The following is a 23,409-nucleotide window of genomic DNA, read 5'->3' as shown; positions in this document are numbered from 1 at the left end:
GTGCCCACGATCCCTTAGACAGTTTCTGTCCTCACGACGATGCCTTTTCGAAGGCCTCAGGACTGATGCCGCCGAGGTGACTATGACGGCGACTACGGTTGTAGAACACTTCAATGTAATCGAAGATATCAGCCCGGGCCAGATCACGGGTTTTATATATCCGCTTCCTGATACGTTCTTTTTTCAATGAACCAAAGAACGATTCGGCCACCGCATTATCCCAGCAGTTACCACGGCGACTCATGCTTGGCGACAGATTGTTGGCGCGGCAGAACCGCTGCCAGTCATTGCTGCCATATTGACTACCTTGATCGCTATGCACGATCACGCTTGCCATCGGTTTACGCCGCCAGACTGCCATCAGTAGCGCGTCCAGCGCGAGTTCACGCGATAGAGTCGACTTCATTGACCAACCCACTACGTTACGGGCAAAGAGGTCAATGACTACAGCCAGATAGAGCCAGCCCTGCCAGGTGCGGATATAGGTGATGTCTGTTACCCAGACCTGATTGGGCTTCATAACCGTAAACTCCCGCTGCACGCGGTTGGGCGCTATCAGTGACGGTCGTCCTCGGGCTCCTCGAGGGATTTTATAACCGTGTATCGCTTGGATCTTGTTTTGCTTCATAATTTTGGCAACGCGGTTTCTACTGCATACTTCACCGATTTCACGCAGATCGCCATGAACCCTGCGATAGCCGTACACGCCGCCACTCAGTGCATAGGAATCACGGATTAAGCTCAGCAACCTCTGGTTGTCTTTTTGTCCTGCAGACACAGGACAATGAAGCCAGACGTAAAATCCGGCTCGGGCAACCTTCAGAACCCGACACATAACTACGATCGACCAGATTTCACGGTGATCGTTGATAAAGCGGTACTTCAGTCGGGCTCCCTTGCAAAGTACCGCGCTGCCTTTTTCAAGATATCTCGCTCTTCCTCAGTGCGTTTCAGCTGAGCTTTAAGTTTGAGAATTTCCGTTCTGGCATCCAGTAAATCCTGCGTCTGGTGCTCGCTCTTGTCAGGTTTTATCGCCCGAACCCATTTATAAAGGCTGTGCGCCGAGACGCCGAGGCGTTCTGAAACGTCGGTAACAGAATAGCCGCGCTCGGTGACCTGACGAACAGCTTCTTCCTTAAATTCCGGGGTAAATCGTGGTGTGCCCATAAACTCCTCCTATGCTCAAAATATAGGCCAGATTTGTCTATGGGCGCGGGGGCATTCCAATCGGATCGCCAAGACAGTAGGCGTAAGCATTGATTCCACCATTGGCAAAAGGACTCCAGCTATCTGGAGTATTAAATCGCATCAATGTGGAATTGAAGGTCCGATATCCGTTACCCAAATGCGTGCCACGGCCGAGTGGATCATGCCGTTCCCCATTAAATCCTAAAGCTGAATAAGTCATACGCCTCCCATCAAACTCGTTGATTGACAAAGCGTTACTAATTACACAGCGTGTTTCTAAAAACCATTAAAAAACAGTCACTTTAATCACATTAATAAACATGGGCGACAAGATTCTCTTCAATCTCGATTTGCCTGTCTATAATTTTAGCTCTGGGTTTTGTGATGCCTTGAACCTGCAGCGGTCATTGATAAATTTGTTCAACAAGTTGTCCAAAATCTTGCCTTATCTTTATTAAATCCCGCGAGTTAATGTTATTGCCAGACGTCAAAAACATTGTTGAATTCACTAATTGATAAATAAGGGAACCTCATGAGCACATTTAAAACACAAGATGGTACCAGCATTTATTACAAAGATTGGGGCACGGGTAAGCCGATCCTTTTCAGCCATGGCTGGCCGCTTGATGCAGATATGTGGGACAGCCAGCTGAATTTCCTGGCTGAGCGCGGCTACCGCGTGATTGCTTTTGACCGCCGAGGTTTTGGGCGTTCAGAACAACCCTGGACTGGCAATGACTATGATACTTTCGCTTCAGATATCAATGGTTTGATTGAGCATCTTGACCTGCACGATATCACCTTGGTGGGTTTTTCGATGGGTGGCGGTGACGTCGCACGCTATATCGGCAATTACGGCACCGACCGCGTCAGTGCTCTGGTGCTGCTGGGGGCGGTGACGCCAATCTTTGGCAAAACGGCGGATCATCCTGAAGGTGTCGATGAATCTGTATTTGATGGCATCAGGGATGGATTACGTAAAGATCGGGCGCAGTTTATCAGTGATTTTGCGACACCTTTCTATGGGCTAAATAAAGGACAGACGGTTTCAGAGGGTGTGCTCACACAGACATTAAATATCGCGCTGCTGGCATCGTTAAAAAGCACTATCGATTGTGTAACGGCTTTTCAGACCTCGGATTTCCGCGGCGATTTAGCCAAAGTTGATGTCCCGACTCTGATTATTCACGGCACGGCAGACCAGGTTGTTCCTTTTGAAGCCACCGGCGCTCTGTCGGCCAAAATAATTACTCATTCACAGCTCAAAACCTATGAGAATGGGCCACACGGTTTTGCCGCAACCCATCAGGATCAGTTGAACAGCGATCTACTGGCATTCATTAAAACTGTTTACTGATTAAGCAGCTAATTGATTGTAATTGAAGTAAATAACAATAAAAAGCCCCTGTACCGTGATGGTACAAGGGCTTATTTTATTATTTCTTGGTTTGAACCCAGAAACCGTGTATCAGGCCTGGGAAATAGCCGCAGATAGTCAGAATGATATTAATGATAAATGCCCATCCAAATCCTTTGCCAATTAACACACCCAGCGGTGGAATAAGAATGGTAAACAGAATTCTCCAAAATCCCATGGTGCTCTCCTTTTCTTCATTGTAGCTCTAACCTTATTCCTATTAAGTTGATGTAACAATAAGAGTTCTCTTGTTTAACGATTGCCTCTCATGGGTCAGGAGATTAGTATTCGATTAGGCAATGATGCTGGTAGTGATTGGCTCAAGAGGAAACAGAGTTCATGAAACAAGATGTCGTGATGCTTATCCTGGTGATTATTTTTATCGTCATCCTGTTTGGAACAGCGGCCAGCATCGCCGTGCGCGCGAACGGGATGAAGAAAGTCTACTGGTTGCTTTGCAGCTTTTTGCTGGGCATGGGCAGTCTTTCCTTTATCTATTTTCTGGCCTTTCCGGTGCAGCATAAACTTCCTGACGGAAGCCTCTCGGGCGAGATGCCACCGCAGCTGGGCCTTGCCGGAACAATCACTCAATTAGGAGTCTATGGAACTGTGCTGGGCTTCATGGTCATGGGTCTGTGGCGGCTGATCGAGCTTTTCAACAAACGTCACGACTCCTGATTTTATCGAAATAATCGCTTGGCCCCTCCTCCGTTTAACTGTATATTTATCCAGCCAAAACTTCATGGGCGACATTTTTAATTCTATTGATATGTCATGATTACCGATGACGTCTTAAAACGACCAAGAAAGATAGAGAGCAGGCTATGCGGGTTGAACTGAGTTACGACAAAAGAAATGTGGCGGCAATCCCTGATGCCGGTGAAAAGATTACTGTTGAGTTAACCAAACGGGTACACAGAATGTTCCCGGATGCTGAAATAAAGGTAAAACCCATGCAGGCCAACGGTCTCAGCACTCATGGCGCAAGTAAGCAGGAAAAGTCACAGCTGAATCAAATGCTTGAAGAGATGTTTGATGAAGCTGACGAATGGCTCTCCCACGAGTAATCCGTACTCATTTACTTACAAAGCGCAACTAAAATAAACATGTCACTGCGATGGCTTATTATAAGATAGCCAAAGAAGATAAAATATTTTAACGACTTTGCGAAGTAATCGATGCCAAATCCCAAGAAAAACAGCGCCCAACCTCATTTTTATTCCAAACGTTTCGCGTTGATTTGCTTGGGGATAGTCGTATGTATGCTATTACTGCTCGGACGAGTTGGCTATCTGCAGCTCCTCAACCGGCCAATGCTCGAGCGTCAGGCCGATCAACGATCGCTGCGCACCCAAATCATTCCTGCCGATCGCGGCACCATTGCCGACCGTAATGGTCATCCATTAGCATTAAGCGTGGCTTCAAAAGACGTTATCGCCGACCCTTTCCGTATCGAACAACTGCACAGTGATTTAAACAGCCCTAAATGGCAGTATCTTGCTTCGGCTCTCGACATGCCGCTTTCACAGCTGCAGCAGACGATTACCAGCGATCCTAAACGTCGTTTTGTGTTCCTGGGCAGAAAAATCGAACAGGGTATCGCCAAAGATATCGGTGAACTGCATCTTGGCGGCGTTATCCTCCAGCATGATGACAGCCGTTATTATCCGATGAGTGAAGCATCCTCTAACCTTGTTGGCGTAGTCGGTACTGATAATGAAGGGCTGACTGGCATTGAGAAAGGTTTCAACTCTCTGTTGGAAGGTAAACCTGGCATGCGCGAGTATCGCCAGGATGGTCAGGGCAATATCATTGGTATTTTGAAGGACGTGCCGCCGCAGCAGCCGCCGACGGTTAACCTGAGCATTGACAGCTATATCCAATACACCGTTTATGCCGCGCTGCGCAAAGGCGTAATGTTGAACCAGGCAGACTCCGGCGCTGCTGTCATGGTTGACGTCAATACCGGTGAAATTTTAGGAATGGCCTCCTACCCCTCTTTCAATCCAAATAATTACGCTGGCACAGACGTTAAAGACATGCGTAACGTGGCGATTAGCGACAGCTTTGAACCCGGCTCCACTGTAAAACCACTGGTGGTCATGGCAGGTCTGGCTCATAAGATTATTAGGCCCGATACCGTTCTGGATACTCGCCCCTATACCGTTAACGGACACCTCATCCGCGACGTTGGACACGAGTCCGCACTCACCATTACAGGGGTGCTGCAAAAATCCAGTGACATCGGCGTATCACATATTGCGCTGGCGATGCCTGCACAAGTACTGGTCGATCAATATCGTTCATTTGGATTGGGTAAACCGACCGATCTAGGCATTGGCGGCGAAAGCGGCGGTTATTTCCCGCTGCACCGTGAGCGCTGGGCCGATATAGAACGTGCAACTTTTGCGTTTGGCTACGGCCTGCGCGTCACGCCGCTGCAAATTGCCCGCGAGTACGCCACCATCGGCTCTTTTGGTATTTATCGCCCGCTTTCTATCACTAAAGTGACACCACCGGTACTCGGAACGCGAGTCATGGACAAAAGTGTGGTTGAAACTGTGGTACACATGATGGAAAGCGATGCCTTGCCGGGCGGATCGGGTTTGAGCGCCGCTGTGCCAGGCTATCGACTGGCGATTAAAACGGGTACGGCAGAGAAGATGGGGCCGAGCGGAAAATACGACGGCGGTTATATTAACTACACGGCGGGCGTGGCTCCGGCGAGTAATCCTCGCGTCGCTTTGGTGGTAATGGTCAACAATCCTCAGGCAGGCCGACACTTCGGTGGTTCCGTAGCTGGCCCGATTTTTGGCGACATTATGGGGCAAGTGCTGAATCATATGAACATTGCGCCCGATGCTTTGGTACCTGAAACACCGCCAACGACGGTCGTGTCTTCCAGTAAAGCTGTTAAGTTGAAAGAAAAAGGTGCTCAATAGAGGCGTTAATAACATATCAAAAGTTAACAATTTCATGCGGCAAGACTAGATTTGGCCAAATGAATTTTGTACCTTTCTGTGTTAATTTTCCTTCATAGACGCGGTCTTCCAATATGAAAAGACTCTTTATTGTTATCCTGGTTTTCCTGACAGTCTGTCTTTTAGTCATCGCCCTGAACATGCGTGGCACTAACCCCTGGGGTTAACGACACTAGGCTACAAGGTTCTTGAGAGGTTATTTTGCCCACCGGTAAACGTTTTATTTTAATGGTGATCGCAATCCTTGTTGGCATTGTGGTTCTGGACGATGTTATTGCCCGCATTATTCACTGGATACTGCTACGTTAAGCACCAGTGCTGGATTTTAAGCCATAATCGAAGATGATTTAAACTTGCTGCTCTGGATTGCGGATTCGTCGTGGCCGCTTAGGCCGCGAATTTGTGTATAATCATCTTATCGAAACTAATCACTGACAGGCTATGGCACAAGATATTCACCTCTCTGTCGTTAACGCACTCAGCAAATGGATTGAAGGCCATTTGGGCAGAGTGATCCATCTTGAGGAGCTGGCAGAATATTCTGGCTACTCACTTTGGCATATGCAAAAACTCTTTAAAGAGTCGACAGGCATTTCCCTCGGCAAGTACATTCGCGAACGTCGCCTAGCTAGCGCGGTCTATCAATTGAGCAGCAGCGATTCATCTATTTTTGATATCGCCATGGATTTTGGCTTTGGCTCGCAGTCGCACTTTACCTATATGTTCCGCAAGCGTTTTAACATCACGCCTCACGAGTTTCGCCAAAATCCCGAGATAAAACTCGATGTCGCACCACCGCTGCACATGATCCAGCAAAAATCTGCCTGATTAAAAACCTAACTCACCAAGACCCGGATGATCGTCGGGTCTACGCCCCAGCGGCCAGTTAAATTTACGATCTGATTCTTTAATCGGTAAATCGTTAATACAGGCGTGGCGCTCGTACATTAATCCCTGGTCATTGAATGCCCAGTTTTCGTTACCAAAGCTGCGAAACCAATTACCCGAGTCGTCGTGCCATTCGTAAGCAAAGCGCACAGCAATACGCTCGCCATCAAAAGCCCAAAGCTCTTTAATCAGTCGATAATCCAGCTCTTTCGCCCATTTTCGCTGCAAGAACTCCACTACATCTGATTGACCGCTGACAAACTCACTGCGGTTGCGCCAACGGGTATCAACAGAGTAAACCTGACTGACACGCTGTGGGTCACGGCTATTCCAGGCATCCTCGGCAAGGCGAACTTTTTCGGCGGCGCTTTCTCGCGTAAAGGGCGGTAGTGGTTTTTTCACCTTTGAACTGTTGTTATCGGTCATTATTTCCTCACTTTTAATAGATAATGCTTCTGCACCTCACGTAGACAACTCTGTCTACTTCTGTCACACTAGCCGATGTAGACAAAACTGTCTACATGTATTAAATATTAACCAATCGACTTGCCAACAGGATGCTTTATGGAAATGCGGCCCTCTCCTGCAACCACCACAGTCGCCGCGCGCGAGCGGATCCTGCACACTGCCCATGACCTGTTTTATCGCGACGGTATTCGCGCTACCGGTATTGATTTAATTATCAAACAGGCGGGTGTCACCAAGGTCACGTTTTACCGGCACTATCCGAGTAAATCAGCCCTGGTTCTGGCCTTTCTAGACTATCGCCACCAGCGCTGGATATGCTGGTTTAGTGAAACATTGCTTGAGAAGACATCGACAGCACTCCCTTTCCCTGCTGCATTAGCGGCAACTTTGCTGGAGTGGTTCACGCGTGGGGACTATCGCGGCTGTGCCTTTATCAATAGCAGTCTGGAATATGGCGATGCCCTTCCTGAAGTATTGAAGATTTCAGTAGCGCATAAAAAAGACATGGCCGACGTGATAGCCGGATATTTTAAGGAGTCCTCAGATAAAAATCAGATAGCCGAGAGTGTTGCGCTATTGATTGATGGAGCAATCGTGAAGGCACAAATGGAGAACGACGCTGTTAAGGCGACGCAACTTTTACAGCAAATGCTATGTTTGCTGCTCGAGCAGTGGTCTGCAACAGCCTGACGAAGCGCCCCAAAGGCAAAAAAAAACGCAACCCCAGGGCTGCGTCTTTTCTATCTGTGTCTTTGTATCTGTGTCTGTAAAAGGCAATGCTTAGAACTGGTAAATCAGGCCTACCGCTACAACGTCTTTGGTATTGATGCCCGTAGCGTCTGTGAAATCATTGGTTTTCATCAAGTTAAGTTTATAGTCGATGAAGGTAGACATGTTTTTGTTGAAGTAGTAGTAAGTGCCGATATCGATATATTTCTCGATATTCTGAGTACCATAGTTGGTACCCCCCGCAACATCACTGTTAATGCCTTTACCGCGCGATTGCAGGAACGCCAACGATGGGCGCAGGCCGCTGTCGAACTGGTACTGTGCAACCGCCTCAAAGTTAGTCGCTTTGTTGGCAAAGCCGTCGAGATCGTCTGAATCATCGCCAATGCGGGTCAAATCCTTGGTACGAGTCACCATCGCTGCCAGATAAACATTGTTGGCATCATATTTCAGACCCAGGCTACCGGCCTTGGCGCGGTTGCCATCGCCATAGTCCAGCTCGTTTTGATCGGTGGTGCGCTTGGAGCTGGTGTAAGCAGCTGCTGCACTGATGCCCATTCCCAGGTCATAAGTTGCAGACATACCGTAACCGTCGCCGTTTGCTGCCTGAGCAGAACGACCTGAGGATTCACCGCCCGGGTTGTCATTTTTACCCTGATACTGCAGAGCAATGTTTAGCCCTTTGATCAGACCAAAGAAGTCGGTAGCGCGATAGGTCAGCATACCGTTGCCGCGCTGTTCCATAAAGTTATCAGGGGTGTAAGTGTCACCCCCGAACTCTGGCAGGACGTCAGTCCATGAACCGATGTCATACAGCACGCCGTAGTTACGGCCGTAATCCAGTGAACCCCAATTGCCGAATTTCAGACCGGCGAAACCTACACGGGTATAGCTATTGGCAGTACCTTCCTCTTCGGCAGAGTTTAATGCTGCCTGATACTCCCACTGGCCATAACCAGTAAGTTGATCGCTGATCTTTGTCTGACCATCGAAGCCAAAACGCAAATAGGACTGGTCGCCATCGACACCGTCATTTTTTGAGAAATAATGCTCTGCGTCTACTTTACCGTTCAGATCTAATATATTGCCGTCTTTGTTGTAGATTTCTGCCGCACTTGACGCACCTGCGAATAATATCGCAGGGATCACAAGTGAAAGAACGCGAAGTTTCATTTATCTATCCTCATTATAGGTGTCGAGTTGCCGCCACTGGATTATAAGTTTACGAATGTGAAAAAATTGTTGTACTCGACAGACAAGCCTATTCTCAGGATTTATCTGTATTAATCCATAAAGAAAATGATACTGAATTAGTGATAGTGTTTCATATTAATAAGTAAATGTAACAAATATTGTATTTTTCCGAACTTTTGTCAGCAGTGTAAATACAAAAAATAAGGCACTTATCGCTAAAATAAATATTAAACCATTAAAATCAGCAAGATGAAGGCAATGTAAAACGCACTAAGTGATAAATCAAAATCTGGGCTTTGCTCTATAATCAATCCCGCTATCATCATTATTTGTTATTTATTACTTTCATTATCCCCTGTTTTTGGACACAACAGCCGGCCTTATGGCCGGTTTTTTTTTGCATTTAGTGCTGTAGTTTATAATCGTTAATACCCCACCCTTTACTCAACCTTCTTGAAAAATCTGAGTTCTCTAAATAGCCATTTATTTCACGGCACGAATTAAGCTCATTATTTATCAGTTTTAAAATATATTTTTGGTATAAACACCCAACCATTTATGACAATTTTTTAATAGTCAATATTTAAATCAATAATATAAAATAGCGATTTAGTTGTTTGTGGTTGATTTAACATACAGCCAGTAGGGTTTTTATTTATTGTTTAACCTTATTAATGAAATGCCTTTAACCTCCACGTTTTTTCCAAATTCTGTTGTCAGTTAACCAAGAAGGTGATTGCAGATTCCGTTACTATAAGACCAATCCCGCTGTGGCGAGCTTCGAGGGTCGCTACACTGGCACATTTCGACTATTGATCAGGTGACAAGGAATCGCATGCAACAACCGGACAAGCAAGACAACATCGCCAAGGCACAAATGCTTCTGGCAACCCGCCGTTTCCTGAAATTAGACGAGTGGCTGTTGTCACAAATGCGCGGTTGGCAGAACCAGACTGAAGCAGGCAACGCTTATGGTTTAATCATGCATCCCGACACCCTGTTCTCCAAGGACGAAAACGCCCACCAGCGGCTCGAAATTCTTAATGACTGGGTGCAACAGTGCCCGACCAGCTATCACGTCCATTGCCTGATGGGGATGTTCTGGCACGAGCAGGCGTGGGTTATCCGCCGAGGTAAAGGGCCAGAGCACGAGGTAGAAGATTCACAATGGCTTGGCGCGCAACTGTGCTGTGACTATGCAGTACTTTCTTTCCTTAATGCTATTGCCTGCCACCCGCGCCCTACCCATGCTTTCAGACACATGATGAATCTTGCTGGCGGATTTGGTGAACCTTACTGGCTGCGCGCATTGTTTGTCGGTCAATCACCCAAACCTTTGCACGAGCAGTTTAATATCAAAGACAGCCCGGTTTGGCATCAGGGTGCCGCTTATCTCTATGAATTAGGTGTTGCCCCGGCGACCCATTGGCCGCAACAGTTGCCCTCGGCGCTGCAACAAACTCGCCGTGACCAGGAAGATGCGCTGGATTATTGGCTGCGTATGGCGATGTCGGTGCGTCACAGCGATGTCGGCAGTATGGAGTCCTATCTGCTGTTCCATTCAAGCTATTGGGGCGGCGGCGAAGAGCAGCAAAATCAGATTATCGAAGGCCCGATGTGCGCAGAATTTAGCGATGACGAGCGTAATCAGTTCCGCGCCAATGCCCTGCTCGACGCGCTGGCCGGTGAAATAGCCGATCGCGAGTCCCCTCGGGCCGAAAAATTACAGCAGCAATTAACTGGACTGTTGGCTCAGCCCCTCGAGCCGGCTACACGTATCGCATTGTTAAATCTCGCCGGGACCTGTATCGCCTATTGGCAAGATGACGACAGCGCCGGGTTACAGGTTTATGCCGAGCTGTTTGCCGTTGCTCCCGACGCTATGCCGGGTAAATTTGCCGCGCTGTTTATCTCGCGCGCCGTGCTGGCGAATGAGCAGCTGCAGGGCCTATCGGTGCTGACATCACTGCTTGTCCGCGCCATCAATCGCGCCGATGATCCACTGCTGACCGCTTTTGCCGCCGCTGCTGTTAATTACGGACTTTACGGTCTGCCTTGCGATCCTGCCTTGAGCAACGGGTTAATGGATTGCGCCTGGGCTCTCATGAAGCAGCAACAGTCTACCGAGTCAGTGAGTAAAGACTTACTGGTGCTGGCCCACGACATGGCTATTAATGATGACCTCGACGCGACACATTTTCTGATGACCGAAATGGCGCGTCGTGGCAGCGCAATTCACAGCTATGAACTGTTCTTCTTTTATCGTAATGCCTGGCACCAGGATGTCCCGGAAGCTTTACATAATGACAGCAATGCCCTCGACTGTGTGTTAAGCGCAGCGCGTTCAGGTCTGGTACCGGCAATGTTCAGCTGCGCCAATGCCCTGCGCGAAGGCCTCGGCGGCGAAGTGGATTATCAGCAGGCGACGCAGTGGTATCAGCGCGCCAGCGATGCGGGTCACCCTTCGGCGGACTACTGGCGTGCAAGCTGTGCGCTGGATCTCGGGCCGGATGCAGACAAACGTCAGGCGGTGGAAATCGATTTGCCTGCAATTTTGGCTCAGACCAGCCATTCTGAGCGTTTCGAAGCGGCATATACTCTCGGCATGGCTTACATGCAGGGCATCGGCAGCAAGAAGAATAAATATATTGCCTGGCAGTTGATGAATTTCGTGCTTGAGCTAAATCCTGAATCAGACGTTGCCCGCCATGCCCTGACACAGCTGGAGGGTTCACTCCGCGCGCGCATGAGCCTGTGGCAAGACAAACGCAAAGTCGATGGCGCAGACTTTACCGCGCCTTATCGACTAAGCAAGGCACCGACTTTGCCCGATGAAGAATCCGTGACACAGCAGGCAGATTAGGACGATCGGAAATAACACTGCCCGAAGCTATCTGTTAGAATATGCGGCCAGTTTTACCCAAAACTGGCTTTTTTTATTGAAAGATAGCCGTTTATCGACAAATATTCGTTATCTCCTGCAAATGGATTTCCAAGAACAATAACAAAGGATTGACGACCAGATGCCAGCCGAATCGACGATAGCGCTAGTCAAGCCAGCAGCCAGACCGGGCCGAGCCCAACAGATGTCGACCCGTATTATCTTTTTACTTTCCGGATTCGCCATGTCGGCCTGGGCGCCGCTGGTGCCGTTCGTTAAAACGCGCCTTGATATTAGCGACGGTACGTTGGGGCTGCTATTACTGTGCCTCGGCGCGGGTTCAACCTTTTCTATGCCTTTAACCGGCATGCTGACCGGAAAACTTGGCTGCAAAGCGGTGATCATTCTGGCACTCGTGCTTATCTGCATAGACCTTCCGCTGCTGACCTTGATGGACACAACCGCCGGTATGGCACTGGCATTATTGCTGTTCGGCGTGGCGATGGGCATGGTTGACGTGGCGATGAACGTCCACGCCGTGGTTGTCGAAAAAGCCAGCGGCCGTGCAATGATGTCAGGCTTTCACGGATTCTTCAGTATCGGCTGCATTCTGGGGGCATTGGCAGTAAGCGGTCTGTTATCGTTGAGCTTTACGCCGTTTATCGCCAGCCTTGTGGTGATCGCGGTGACGCTAATTACGCTGTTCGCGGTCAGCAGGCATCTCTGGCAAGATACTCGCAGCAAGCAAGGCGATCCCATGCTGGTGCTACCGCGAGGCTGGGTAATCTTCCTCGGACTGCTGTGTTTCGTGATGTTTATGACCGAAGGCGCGATGCTTGACTGGAGCGCACTATTTTTAACCAGCGAACGCGCGGTCAGTCCACATCATGCGGGGATGGGTTATACCCTGTTTGCGGTAGCAATGACCATTGGCCGCCTTTCCGGCGATAAAGTAGTTAACTATTTCGGTCGCTTCAAAGTGCTATTTTTCGGCAGCCTTCTTGCCTGCGCAGGGCTACTGCTTTCCGTGGCCGTAGATAGTCTCTATGCTGTGGCAGTGGGTTTTGTTATGGTCGGTTTTGGCGCTTCGAATCTGGTGCCTATTATGTTCAGCGCCGCCGGAAATCAAAAAACCATGCCAGCCAATCTGGCAATTGCGTCGGTCACCACGCTGGGTTATGCCGGAATTTTAGCCGGCCCGGCTCTGGTTGGCTTTATTGCTCAAGTATTCAGTTTGTCGATTGCATTAAGTTTCGTTGCTGCGCTGATGCTGCTGGTTACCGCCAGTGCCCGCGCCGTAACGCGCTAATCAAGGAAAAGCCTCACCACCATGCCAAGTAAATATTTATCGCTGAATTCGGCCAATATTACGCGATCATTTTGGGTCTTCATTTTGCTGTTGGCAATCGGCCTGGGCCTGTATGGCTATAACTATACCAATGCCTATTTGAGCGACAGACTGCACACTGTGCAATACACTGCCGAACGCCTGCAAAAGCGCGTCGATCATTATCGTTACCTGACCTACCAGATTTACGATAATTATACAGGTCAGCCACTGGCACAAATTCCGCCGAACGTGCAGGAAGTGAAGCTGCGTCAGGACATGTTTTTCATTAATAAGCCGCACAAGAAAACCGATGCGGTAATTTATGGCACTCATGATGCGGCCACGCTTGATCTAACACTCAAGATTTCCAATTTTCTCGATGACCAGTGGGGCGCTAAAAACCAGCCCTACACCTTGTATTATCTCAATGGGCAAGACAACAGCCTGATGATGGTGACCACTCAGCCGTTGCAGCAGCAAGACTCCAGGCTAAAAGAAAACTATTTTTATGCGGGATTGCAGGCCCGTCGCGCAGAAATGCTGCAGCAGGCCAATACGCTGGACGAGCGTGAAAGTTACTCCAACCTGCGCAAGCAGCGAAATGCCAACGATTATTTCTTCTCGCTGCGTACCACCTTCAATAACCCCGGCAATCTGGCGACGGTAATCGCTTTTGATCTGCCTATGAGCGATTTAGTCCCTGGTAATCTCGCAAGGGACAATTTCCAGCTGACCAGCAACAATGACACAGTCAACGAAGGCGATGCGCCGCAAGACCCCAACGCGGGCAGCACTGTGACCCTGCACGACTGGTCGATTTACCTGACAGCACCGCTAAGCAATTCTCCGCTGAATCTGACCTATCGGATCCCGTTGATTGCTCTGATCGTCGATCTATTGCACAACAATTTCTGGTTAATTCTGGTAAACCTCATTCTGCTCGGCATGGCGATGGTCGGTATTTATCTGATCCGTCATAAATTTATTCGCCCTAGCGAAAACCTGGCACATCAGCTGCACACCCAGCAGGCATTGAATCAGGAGATTATTTCCAACCTGTCCGTTGGACTGTTGATTTACAACTTCAGCAGCCACAGCGTGGTGGTCAGCAACAAGATTGCCGAACAGCTATTGCCACATCTCAGCCTCGACAAGATTGCCAACATGGCCGAGGAGCACCACGGGGTAATTCAGGCGACGGTAAATAATGAAGTTTATGAAATCAGAATGGTGCGCAGCCAGATAGCGCCAGATACCTACCTGTTCCTGATGCACGATCAGGATAAAGAGGCGATGGTCAACAAAACGCTGCAACAGGCACGCCGCGAGCACGAAAGAAACCTTCAGGCACGCAAGCTAATGCTACATAATCTGGGCATCGAGCTGCATCAGCCGTTGATTGAATTACATGGCATAGTGGAAAAACTTCATGCTTCGGGTAGCGCCGACGACCGATATAAACTTGAACAAACGCTGCTTAATGGTTCGAAAGATACCCTGACGCTGGTGGATAACATCACTCTGCTCACTCGTCTGGAAACCCAGGACTGGCAGCCGGCGACGCAGCGTTATTCGCTTGCCACGCTGACTGACGAATTGCTGATGGATGCCTTACCAAAAATCAACCAGAAAGGCCTGGTGCTGCTGAATCATTTCGAGATGAACCCGCAGAATCATTACCTTGGCGATGCATCGGCAGTGAAAAAGATCCTTTCTCTTCTGCTTGATTACGCAATTGTTGCCACTTCTGTTGGCAAAATCACGCTGACCAGTGAACAGGACCCAGAGCATCCAGATCAGTTGATTTTCCACATTACCGACACCGGCAGTGGCATATCGAAAGAAGAGCTGAGCAATCTCAACTATCCGTTCCTGAGCCAGACGCTGGTAGACCGTTTTAACCACGGCTCGGGATTGACCTTCTATCTTTGTAATCAACTGTGCAAAAAATTGGGTGGCCAACTGGAGATCCGCAGTAAGATTGATATTGGCACCCGCTACACGGTACGTATCAAGCAAACGCAGGAAGCAGTCGATACCGAGGCCGAAGCATCCGATGAAGGTCTGCTGGAAGATGTTACCGTGCTGCTGGACATCACCGCTGATGAAGTTCGCGGAATTGTTACACGGGTGATGAGTGCCTATGGTGCGATTTGTATCGTGGCCGACGAACGACAACCGACGCGTGAATATGATGTATTATTGACCGATAATGCACAAAATAGCGATAGCTTTACGCTGCTGCTCACCAGCGATGAGTTGGGCTTCCAGAAACTGGAAAAACGTTATATTCGCGTCAATTACAATATAGGCAGCGCCCTGATTGATGCAACTTTACTGTTGATTGAACAACAATTGCTGGAAGAGGCGGAGCAGAATGTTACTTACTCCGACCCGAACAGCGTTGAAAATTCAGCTTACGGTAAAACAGGTTCCGGTACCGGCGAAGACGAGATCGACGCCTATGTTAAACAGCTGCTCGCCAGCGACTATTACCCGCTTTTCGTCGATACAGTACCGGAAGATTTAGAGAAACTGTATAATGAAAATCAACGTCGTGATTTTACATCGCTTTCCCAGACTGCCCATCGGCTCAAGGGAGTGTTCGCCATGCTTAACCTGACACCAGGTAAGCAGTTGTGTGAAAAATTAGAACAGCATCTCGCCGAAGGTGAAGTGTTGATGATCTCAGACAATATTAATCAGATTGATTCTTTTGTCTCCAGACTGCTGCAGCAAGGTAGCTAATCACATGAACAATATGAACGTAATTATTGCCGACGACCATCCTATCGTCTTATTCGGGATCCGTAAGTCCCTTGAACAAATTGAGTGGGTTAATGTAGTAGGCGAGTTTGAAGACTCGACTGCGCTTATCAACAGCCTCAGCAAGCTTGACGCACACGTGCTGATAACCGATCTCTCCATGCCTGGGGACAAGTACGGTGACGGTATAACGCTGATTAAGTACATCAAGCGCCATTACCCACAGCTGTCAATTATTGTTCTGACCATGAACAACAACCCGGCTATCTTAAGCTCGGTGCTGGACTTGGATATCGAAGGTATTGTGCTGAAACAGGGCGCGCCTACTGACCTGCCGAAAGCGCTGGCCGCATTGCAGAAGGGTAAGAAATTTACGCCTGAAAGCGTTGCCAAACTGCTGGAAAAAATCAGTGCCAATGGCTACGGTGACAAGCGCCTGTCGCCTAAAGAGAGCGAAGTACTGCGCCTGTTCGCCGAAGGCTTCCTGGTAACAGAAATTGCCCGCAAGCTGAACCGCAGTATCAAAACTATCAGCAGCCAGAAGAAATCAGCCATGATGAAACTGGGTGTCGAGAATGATATCGCTCTGCTCAACTACCTGTCTTCTGTCAGCTCGACTCCGGTAGACCGTGGCTAAGCTTGTCGGCTTCGTCGGTTAGCAACGTCATAAAGCAGAAAGGCACAACATCAGTTGTGCCTTTTTTATGCCCTACCCTTTTCTACACCTTGGCCGAGACACTGGCAGATCGTTTGCGTCGCACCTGCTGGCTGTAAAAGCCCAAGGTTTTACGCAGCTGGTCCAGCGTCACCGGTTTGGAAAGACAGTTATCCATCCCCGCCTCCAGACACAGCTGCTTCTGCTCGGCCAGCGCATTTGCCGTCACGCCGATTACCGGCAGCACATACTCCATCTCACGCAGACGCTGGGTCAACCCATAGCCGTCAAGGTTTGGCATGTTGACATCGCTGAGCACAATGTCGACAGGATGCACTTTCATGGCTTCAAGCGCGTCCAAACCGTCATTGGCAGTAACCACAATATAGCCCATTGACCCAAGTTGGTCCGCCAGCAACCGGCGGTTAATCGGATGGTCATCCACCACCAGCAGCAGAATATCGCCGTTATCCTGTGACTCGATGGTTTCAGGCAGCGCCAGACTGTTCTCAATTGCCGTTTTCAAATGATAGATACGGTTGAGCAACAGCGTAATTTCCAGCGGAGTCGAGGTGCTATGCAGCCAATAGCCTGGACTGCTTTCTCGCGGCGGCCCGATATGATCGATTGAAAACTCGATTTGAGCGCAAAGCACACCGCGATGGATTACCGGCATGTCGGTAATCAAAACGTCTTCGGCCTGACTTTCATCCTCCGGCTTCCAGCGCTGGACGTCTGCGCCGTGATGACGCAGCAGCTGCATCAAATAACTTTCGAGATAACTGTTGCGAATGTTGACCCAAAGTCGCTTGCCCGCCCAGATCGGTGACGATGGTGGTGCCGGATGTACCTCACCATAAACCGGCAGGCGCACGGTAAAGGCGCTACCCAGCCCCGGTTCCGAATCGACCGAGATATCGCCGTCCATCAGGTTGATCAGCTTTTCACAAATTGCCAAGCCAAGGCCGGTGCCCTGGAAATGACGCTGCACACCGCTGCCAACCTGGAAGAATGGGTCAAACAGGCGAGTTATCTCTTTGGTTGGGATACCCACACCGGTATCGCGGATCATAAATTCCAGATAATTTCCGCAGGTGCGCGCATGCAGCACAATGCAGCCGGTATCGGTAAACTTTATCGCGTTGTTCAGGATGTTGGAAAGCACCTGCTGCAGGCGCACCGGATCGCCGACGAAAATCTCCGGCACGTTGTGCTCGATAAAGCAGTACAGTCCAAGATGCTTTTTAACCACCAGCGGTAAATAGTTACCGGCAATATGGGTGATAACCTCGCGGCAGGAAAACTCCTGCGGCTCGATTTTAAGCTGCTCGGATTCAATTTTTGAAAAGTCGAGAATGTCGCTGATGATTTTTAGCAGCAGCGCCGAGGAATTATTCATCGCAGTGACCAGGCGATCGACCCCCTGCGGCAGACCTTGGGTTTGCAGCAGATCGAGGTTACCGATAATTCCATACAGCGGCGTGCGCAGCTCGTGGCTGACCGTGGCAAGGAACATTGATTTCGACTGGCTGGCCTGCTCGGCGGCGTTGGCCATTTCCTGCAGCGACTCTTCCATCTTCACCCGCGAACTCACGTCAATCAGCACGCAGATTGCGACATCTTCGTTACGATAGCGCGAATGTACAAAACTGAGTTGAATGTTGTTGTTATCGCGAGTAATGATATCGACGAAACGCGTTTGCTGATCGCAAATAATCCGCGTTATGCGCTGGCGATCTTCGTGAGTCAACATGCTGATGTAATTATGCGCCAGCTCGTTACTCAAAATATTAACGCCGTCGCTGATGCGCAAAATCGAGATCCCGACCGGCGCAGAGGCAACAATCTTGTGATTGAACTGCTCGTGTTCTTCCAGGCGAAAAGCGTTCTCTTCCGCAGGCAGGAACATTTTGCGCTCAAACAGCCAGGCCAGCACAAACAGCACCAGCGCCGAGAAAACGTTAAGCAGTACAGCATTGAGAATAAGGATTCTAAAACGCTCAATCACCGTTTTAAACGGCAGCGAGTAGGCTACACTTAACCCGGCAGGCGGCAAAGGTCGTTTATAGATCAGATCGTTATAACCATTCATGTATCCAAAATAGCTCTGGCTTGATGGATAACCGTCGAGGATCGAAGTGTAACGATCGCCCTCAAAGAAACTGAGTTGCGGCAAATTATCTGCGTCCAGCAGTGTCACTCCAGCATGAGCGGCGTTGCTGGCGGTTAAGTCTTCAAGACGCAGGGTTTGCTGAATGCCCATAATCGCCGCGAGCTTGTTGCCGACGTAAATCGGCGTCAGCACATACAGATTACCCTGATCTTTATTATTGCCTGGCTGAACCCAGTACTGGCTTTTTTGTTTGTCCTGACTTTTGCCGTTGCGGAATTTAACAATGCGATCGTGCAATGATTTGAGCACGCTATCACGCTGAATTGTCGGGACATTATCAACGACACCAAAGTCTACCAGGCAAAGATTATCACCGCCGATATAAAATATACGCCGCAGTGAATAGTCGTCTGAGAAGTTGTCTTTCCAGTAGTGGATCATATTGCCGAGCGAGGTCAAGGCATTGCGATTACTGTCGGTCAGCGTGGAACAGTTAGATTCTGGGAACAGCGAATGGTAGGTCGGATCGACGTTTTTAGTGCTTAGTACGCCGTTGATTATGTCCAGACCGTTCAATGAATCGCTAAGGCGTTTTTCCGCAATCGACCTGACACTACGCACAATCTCGGCGGTATTTTTTATGTAAGCCTGAGCCTGATTGTAGTTAAGGTTGTCCTCTTCGCGGATCTCGGATTCTTTATTATGGAAGATATTCAGCACGTAAAAAGTCGTCAGCAATGCGCCAAGCGACCAAAGCATAATAGCCAATACCCTGAACAGGTAGCGGGAAATTCGTAATGTTGTTCGAAACGAAGTTAAGTACTTCAAGCGGCTACCATATCAAATAAACGAAAAGGGCATAATAAGTTGCCATATTATGCCCTCCTGCCCGATATCTTTGAAGCCGCAGAAACGGCTATTGCCATTGTGCGGCTGCAAATCTTTCGGTTATGACTTATCAAAGATAATCGATGTTACTCGTCTTCAGACGGTTGTTCGTCGTCTTCGGCATCGATTTCTTCAGGTGCGTCACTTTCCTGCGCAGCTTCCAGTTCACCCTCAACTGTGGCTACACCATCAAGTTCTTCATCTTCAACCGGTTCTGCAACGCGCTGCAAACCAACAACGTGCTCGTCATCAGCGGTACGGATTAGCGTCACACCCTGGGTGTTACGGCCAACCTTGCTGACTTCGGAAACGCGTGTGCGCACCAGCGTGCCGGCATCGGTGATCATCATAATCTGGTCGGCATCGTCAACCTGAATAGCGCCGACAACCGGACCATTACGCTCGCTCACCTTGATGGAGATAACGCCCTGCGTCGCACGTGATTTAGTTGGGTATTCCGCGGACTCGGTACGTTTACCGAACCCGTTCTCGGTCACGGTAAGAATTGCACCGTCGCCGCGAGGAACAATCAAAGACACCACGCTGTCGGTTTCGCCAAGACGAATACCGCGAACACCGGTGGCTGTACGGCCCATTGAACGGACTGCCTGTTCAGAGAAACGTACAACTTTACCCGCCGCAGAGAACAGCATGACTTCATTGCTACCGTCAGTCAGGTCAACACCAATCAGCTCATCACCCTCGTTGAGGTTGATAGCGATGATGCCAGCACTGCGCGGACGGCTGAAATCGGTCAAAGCGGTTTTCTTGACGGTACCGCTGGCGGTTGCCATAAAGACGTGACGCCCTTCTTCGTATTCACGAACCGGCAGGATCGCAGTAATACGTTCATTCGGCTCCAGCGGCAGCAGGTTGATAATCGGACGCCCACGGGCACCGCGACTCGCTTCCGGCAGCTGGTAGACTTTCATCCAGTACAGACGTCCACGGCTGGAGAACATCAGGATGGTATCGTGCGTGTTGGCAACCAACAGGCGATCGATAAAGTCTTCTTCTTTAATACGTGCCGCTGACTTGCCTTTACCACCACGACGTTGCGCTTCATAGTCGGTCAAAGGCTGGTACTTGACGTAGCCTTGATGCGACAGCGTAACAACAACGTCTTCCTGGTTGATCAGGTCTTCGATGTTGATGTCGGAAGTGTTGGCCGTTATCTCGGTGCGGCGGACATCGTTATACTGATCGCGAATCGCTTCAAGCTCTTCACGGATAACTTCCATCAGGCGATCCGGGTTTTCCAGAATGAAGATCAGTTCTGCGATTTGAGTCAGCAGCTCTTTATATTCATCCAGCAGTTTTTCATGCTCGAGGCCGGTCAGTTTCTGCAAGCGCAGATCCAGAATTGCCTGAGCCTGCTGTTCAGTCAGGAAGTATTTTCCATCGTGAATACCAAACTGCTTCTCGAGCCACTCTGGACGCGCGGCATCGTCGCCGGCGCTAGCCAACATGGCCGACACATTGCCAAGATCCCATGAACGGGCGATCAGGCCAGCTTTCGCTTCGGCTGGCGTTGGTGCCGCACGAATAAGCTCGATGATAGGGTCGATGTTTGCCAGAGCAATCGCCAACGCTTCGAGGATGTGCGCACGATCACGCGCTTTACGCAGCTCAAAGATGGTACGACGGGTCACCACTTCGCGGCGGTGGCGCACGAACGCAGACAGGATCTCTTTCAGGCCCAGAATCTTTGGCTGTCCCTGATGCAGGGCAACCATGTTGATACCAAACGAAGTTTGCAGCTGAGTGAGTGAATAAAGGTTATTCAACACCACTTCGCCAACGGCATCACGTTTGATCTCGATTACGATGCGCATACCGTCTTTGTCAGACTCGTCGCGCAGGGCACTGATCCCTTCCAGACGTTTTTCTTTTACCAGCTCGGCGATCTTTTCGATCAAACGGGCCTTGTTCACCTGATACGGGATCTCGTGAACAATAATGGTTTCGCGACCGGTTTTCGCGTCAGCTTCTACTTCAGCACGCGCGCGAATGTAGATTTTACCGCGACCGGTACGATAGGCTTCTTCGATCCCACGGCGACCATTGATGATGGCGGCAGTCGGGAAATCAGGACCTGGAATGTGTTCCATCAGCCCTTCGATGCTGATGTTTTCGTCTTCGATAAAGGCCAGACAACCGTTGATAACCTCGGTAAGGTTATGTGGCGGGATGTTGGTGGCCATACCTACGGCGATACCCGATGAACCGTTAACCAGCAGGTTAGGGATACGGGTAGGCATTACCGCCGGGATCTGCTCGGTGCCGTCGTAGTTCGGCACGAAGTCGACGGTGTCTTTCTCAAGGTCTGCCAACAGTTCGTGGGCAATTTTTGACATGCGAATTTCGGTATAACGCATGGCAGCAGCGGAGTCGCCATCTACCGAACCAAAGTTGCCCTGTCCGTCTACCAGCATATAACGCAGGGAGAAAGGCTGAGCCATACGAACGATGGTGTCATAAACTGCGGTATCACCGTGCGGGTGATATTTACCGATAACGTCACCGACCACACGGGCCGATTTCTTATAGGCTTTGTTCCAGTCGTTACCCAGAACATTCATTGCGTAAAGTACGCGGCGGTGCACCGGTTTCAAACCATCGCGCACATCTGGCAGCGCACGTCCGACGATAACGGACATCGCATAATCCAAATAAGAGTTTTTAAGCTCTTCTTCGATGTTTATCGGTGTGATTTCTCTGGCAAGGTCGCTCATGGAGCTGCTATCCCTCTACTGATTATTCATGGCCGCTGCCTAGATAGGCAAAGGTGTAAAACTATACCACAAAGCTGGGATTCGTGGGAAACAACCGCACCCGGATGTGCACTATTATTCAGCCTCTTTCAATCCGTTGCGCAAGTTGCACATTTGAACGACGCCTTTTGTATGAATATTGTGCAAAGGACAAAGCACTGACTCTTGGCTGCGGGAATATGTATAATCCGTCATACAAGGCATAAGGAGTTTATCAGCCCAATGACAACCACACCGAACAGCAAACAACCAAATAACATCCCTTATAACGTTGATCACCAAAACGTGGATCAGTCTGAAATCGCCAAGTTTGAGGCCGTTGCCTCGCGCTGGTGGGATCTGGAAGGTGAATTCAAACCACTGCACCGCATCAACCCGCTGCGTCTGAACTATATTCTCGAGCGATCCAACGGGCTGTTCGACAAAGAAGTGCTCGACGTCGGCTGCGGCGGCGGCATTCTGAGCGAAAGCATGGCGGTTGCCGGTGCGAAAGTCACCGGTCTGGATATGGGCGCAGAGCCGCTGCAAGTGGCTCGCCTGCACGCACTGGAAAGCGGTGTCATGGTGAAATATGTGCAGGAAACGGTTGAAGCGCACGCCGAGGCCAATGCACAGCGTTACGACGTGGTGACCTGCATGGAAATGCTCGAGCACGTGCCTGATCCGGCTTCAGTGGTTGCAGCCTGCGCGCGTCTGGTCAAACCCGGCGGTCATGTATTCTTTTCAACCATAAACCGTAACAACAAAGCCTGGCTGATGGCGGTGTTCGGCGCAGAATATGTGCTGAAGATGGTTCCCAAGGGCACTCACGACATCAAGAAGTTCATCAAACCTTCCGAGCTGTTGTCATGGATTGACCGCACGCCGCTGTTTGAACGCAATATTATCGGCCTCCACTACAACCCGATTAGCGATCACTTCAAACTGGGTCGCAACGTTGACGTTAACTATATGCTGCACACACAATCACAGGAAACTGCTGAAAGTTAAGCGTTAGTCAACCCCCAATGCCCCTCATGACCGCGTAAACCCCCACTTAAGTCCATTTACGCGGTCATGAGTTACGATAAAAGCTTAGTTTTTAGCGCGTTGAGTGGGCAACCCCTTTAACATGATTTTTTAGAATAGTTTTCTCGC

The 23,409-nt window shown here is 49.6% G+C and carries 18 protein-coding genes; 11 read left to right on the top strand and 7 right to left on the bottom strand.

From position 1 onward, the window contains the following. Positions 1-31: 31 nt before the first annotated feature. A protein-coding gene (locus tag AB3G37_RS07155) for an IS3 family transposase (protein WP_369789465.1) occupies positions 32-1,167 on the bottom strand; the annotation gives its coding sequence in 2 pieces (ribosomal slippage) (positions 32-921 and positions 921-1,167; 1,137 coding nt in all). Positions 1,168-1,204: 37 nt separating this feature from the next. Then, positions 1,205-1,408 carry an RHS repeat-associated core domain-containing protein gene (locus tag AB3G37_RS07150; protein ID WP_369790147.1) on the bottom strand — a complete coding sequence of 68 codons (204 nt, stop codon included), beginning with the start codon at positions 1,406-1,408 and terminating at the stop codon, positions 1,205-1,207. Between the two features lie 312 nt (positions 1,409-1,720). On the opposite strand from AB3G37_RS07150, the gene AB3G37_RS07145 reads away from it, so the two are divergent. Next, a complete protein-coding gene (locus tag AB3G37_RS07145) occupies positions 1,721-2,545 on the top strand; it encodes an alpha/beta fold hydrolase (RefSeq protein ID WP_369790146.1) in 825 nt (274 codons plus the stop codon). 79 nt (positions 2,546-2,624) lie between these two features. Here the strand turns inward: AB3G37_RS07145 and AB3G37_RS07140 are convergent, their stop codons facing one another. Further along, positions 2,625-2,783 carry a YqaE/Pmp3 family membrane protein gene (locus AB3G37_RS07140; protein ID WP_009636490.1) on the bottom strand — a complete coding sequence of 53 codons (159 nt, stop codon included), beginning with the start codon at positions 2,781-2,783 and terminating at the stop codon, positions 2,625-2,627. 161 nt (positions 2,784-2,944) lie between these two features. Between AB3G37_RS07140 and AB3G37_RS07135 the strand changes: the two genes are divergently transcribed. The 4 genes from AB3G37_RS07135 (at position 2,945) to AB3G37_RS07120 (ending at position 6,414) form a co-directional block, all read left to right on the top strand. Further along, on the top strand, positions 2,945-3,283 hold the full coding sequence (locus tag AB3G37_RS07135) for a hypothetical protein (protein WP_009636489.1): 339 nt from the start codon (positions 2,945-2,947) through the stop codon (positions 3,281-3,283). A 146-nt stretch (positions 3,284-3,429) separates the two neighbouring features. After that, entirely contained in the window at positions 3,430-3,672 is a 243-nt protein-coding gene (locus AB3G37_RS07130) for a DinI family protein (protein WP_369790145.1), read from the top strand. 111 nt (positions 3,673-3,783) lie between these two features. After that, positions 3,784-5,547: a penicillin-binding transpeptidase domain-containing protein gene (locus AB3G37_RS07125; RefSeq protein ID WP_050956152.1), complete on the top strand. Its 1,764-nt coding sequence runs from the start codon at positions 3,784-3,786 to the stop codon at positions 5,545-5,547. Positions 5,548-6,027: 480 nt separating this feature from the next. Continuing rightward, positions 6,028-6,414 carry a helix-turn-helix domain-containing protein gene (locus AB3G37_RS07120; RefSeq protein ID WP_009636486.1) on the top strand — a complete coding sequence of 129 codons (387 nt, stop codon included), beginning with the start codon at positions 6,028-6,030 and terminating at the stop codon, positions 6,412-6,414. On the opposite strand, the gene AB3G37_RS07115 is transcribed toward AB3G37_RS07120, so the two are convergent. Continuing rightward, positions 6,415-6,900 carry a DUF1348 family protein gene (locus AB3G37_RS07115; protein WP_369790144.1) on the bottom strand — a complete coding sequence of 162 codons (486 nt, stop codon included), beginning with the start codon at positions 6,898-6,900 and terminating at the stop codon, positions 6,415-6,417. A gap of 138 nt (positions 6,901-7,038) precedes the next feature. Here AB3G37_RS07115 and AB3G37_RS07110 point away from each other — a divergent pair, with 138 nt between their 5' ends. Next, positions 7,039-7,632, top strand: a complete 594-nt coding sequence (locus AB3G37_RS07110) for a TetR/AcrR family transcriptional regulator (protein WP_369790143.1) — start codon at positions 7,039-7,041, stop codon at positions 7,630-7,632. A 90-nt stretch (positions 7,633-7,722) separates the two neighbouring features. On the opposite strand, the gene ompC is transcribed toward AB3G37_RS07110, so the two are convergent. Further along, the gene (gene ompC / locus AB3G37_RS07105; protein ID WP_009636483.1) at positions 7,723-8,844 is read right to left on the bottom strand and encodes a porin OmpC; all 1,122 of its coding nucleotides are present in this window, start codon (positions 8,842-8,844) and stop codon (positions 7,723-7,725) included. An 856-nt stretch (positions 8,845-9,700) separates the two neighbouring features. On the opposite strand from ompC, the gene AB3G37_RS07100 reads away from it, so the two are divergent. From AB3G37_RS07100 to rcsB, 4 genes are all read left to right on the top strand, one after another. Next, positions 9,701-11,728 carry a DUF4034 domain-containing protein gene (locus tag AB3G37_RS07100; RefSeq protein ID WP_369790142.1) on the top strand — a complete coding sequence of 676 codons (2,028 nt, stop codon included), beginning with the start codon at positions 9,701-9,703 and terminating at the stop codon, positions 11,726-11,728. A 160-nt stretch (positions 11,729-11,888) separates the two neighbouring features. Continuing rightward, positions 11,889-13,055, top strand: coding sequence for an MFS transporter (locus AB3G37_RS07095; RefSeq protein ID WP_369790141.1), 1,167 nt, complete (start codon positions 11,889-11,891; stop codon positions 13,053-13,055). A 21-nt stretch (positions 13,056-13,076) separates the two neighbouring features. Continuing rightward, the gene (gene rcsD, locus AB3G37_RS07090; RefSeq protein ID WP_369790140.1) at positions 13,077-15,824 is read left to right on the top strand and encodes a phosphotransferase RcsD; all 2,748 of its coding nucleotides are present in this window, start codon (positions 13,077-13,079) and stop codon (positions 15,822-15,824) included. Positions 15,825-15,828: 4 nt separating this feature from the next. Then, positions 15,829-16,479: a response regulator transcription factor RcsB gene (rcsB, locus tag AB3G37_RS07085; RefSeq protein WP_369790139.1), complete on the top strand. Its 651-nt coding sequence runs from the start codon at positions 15,829-15,831 to the stop codon at positions 16,477-16,479. Positions 16,480-16,561: 82 nt separating this feature from the next. Here the strand turns inward: rcsB and rcsC are convergent, their stop codons facing one another. Then, positions 16,562-19,438, bottom strand: a complete 2,877-nt coding sequence (gene rcsC, locus AB3G37_RS07080; protein WP_369790138.1) for a two-component system sensor histidine kinase RcsC — start codon at positions 19,436-19,438, stop codon at positions 16,562-16,564. A 146-nt stretch (positions 19,439-19,584) separates the two neighbouring features. After that, positions 19,585-22,233 (bottom strand): DNA topoisomerase (ATP-hydrolyzing) subunit A, encoded by a 2,649-nt coding sequence (gene gyrA / locus AB3G37_RS07075; RefSeq protein WP_369790137.1) that lies wholly within the window; start codon positions 22,231-22,233, stop codon positions 19,585-19,587. Between the two features lie 261 nt (positions 22,234-22,494). On the opposite strand from gyrA, the gene ubiG reads away from it, so the two are divergent. Continuing rightward, positions 22,495-23,262, top strand: a complete 768-nt coding sequence (gene ubiG / locus AB3G37_RS07070; RefSeq protein ID WP_009636475.1) for a bifunctional 2-polyprenyl-6-hydroxyphenol methylase/3-demethylubiquinol 3-O-methyltransferase UbiG — start codon at positions 22,495-22,497, stop codon at positions 23,260-23,262. Positions 23,263-23,409 lie beyond the last annotated feature (147 nt).

The organism is Rouxiella sp. WC2420 (genome assembly GCF_041200025.1).
Classification (GTDB): Bacteria; Pseudomonadota; Gammaproteobacteria; order Enterobacterales; family Enterobacteriaceae; genus Rouxiella.
This window is presented reverse-complemented; position numbering and strand designations above follow the sequence as displayed.

Bases quoted from the DNA above. Each gene is read 5' to 3' on its own strand.
- AB3G37_RS07150 (WP_369790147.1), bottom strand. From the start codon at position 1,408: ATGACTTATTCAGCTTTAGGATTTAATGGGGAACGGCATGATCCACTC.
- AB3G37_RS07145 (WP_369790146.1), top strand. From the start codon at position 1,721: ATGAGCACATTTAAAACACAAGATGGTACCAGCATTTATTACAAAGAT.
- AB3G37_RS07140 (WP_009636490.1), bottom strand. From the start codon at position 2,783: ATGGGATTTTGGAGAATTCTGTTTACCATTCTTATTCCACCGCTGGGT.
- AB3G37_RS07135 (WP_009636489.1), top strand. From the start codon at position 2,945: ATGAAACAAGATGTCGTGATGCTTATCCTGGTGATTATTTTTATCGTC.
- AB3G37_RS07130 (WP_369790145.1), top strand. From the start codon at position 3,430: ATGCGGGTTGAACTGAGTTACGACAAAAGAAATGTGGCGGCAATCCCT.
- AB3G37_RS07125 (WP_050956152.1), top strand. From the start codon at position 3,784: ATGCCAAATCCCAAGAAAAACAGCGCCCAACCTCATTTTTATTCCAAA.
- AB3G37_RS07120 (WP_009636486.1), top strand. From the start codon at position 6,028: ATGGCACAAGATATTCACCTCTCTGTCGTTAACGCACTCAGCAAATGG.
- AB3G37_RS07115 (WP_369790144.1), bottom strand. From the start codon at position 6,900: ATGACCGATAACAACAGTTCAAAGGTGAAAAAACCACTACCGCCCTTT.
- AB3G37_RS07110 (WP_369790143.1), top strand. From the start codon at position 7,039: ATGGAAATGCGGCCCTCTCCTGCAACCACCACAGTCGCCGCGCGCGAG.
- ompC (WP_009636483.1), bottom strand. From the start codon at position 8,844: ATGAAACTTCGCGTTCTTTCACTTGTGATCCCTGCGATATTATTCGCA.
- AB3G37_RS07100 (WP_369790142.1), top strand. From the start codon at position 9,701: ATGCAACAACCGGACAAGCAAGACAACATCGCCAAGGCACAAATGCTT.
- AB3G37_RS07095 (WP_369790141.1), top strand. From the start codon at position 11,889: ATGCCAGCCGAATCGACGATAGCGCTAGTCAAGCCAGCAGCCAGACCG.
- rcsD (WP_369790140.1), top strand. From the start codon at position 13,077: ATGCCAAGTAAATATTTATCGCTGAATTCGGCCAATATTACGCGATCA.
- rcsB (WP_369790139.1), top strand. From the start codon at position 15,829: ATGAACAATATGAACGTAATTATTGCCGACGACCATCCTATCGTCTTA.
- gyrA (WP_369790137.1), bottom strand. From the start codon at position 22,233: ATGAGCGACCTTGCCAGAGAAATCACACCGATAAACATCGAAGAAGAG.
- ubiG (WP_009636475.1), top strand. From the start codon at position 22,495: ATGACAACCACACCGAACAGCAAACAACCAAATAACATCCCTTATAAC.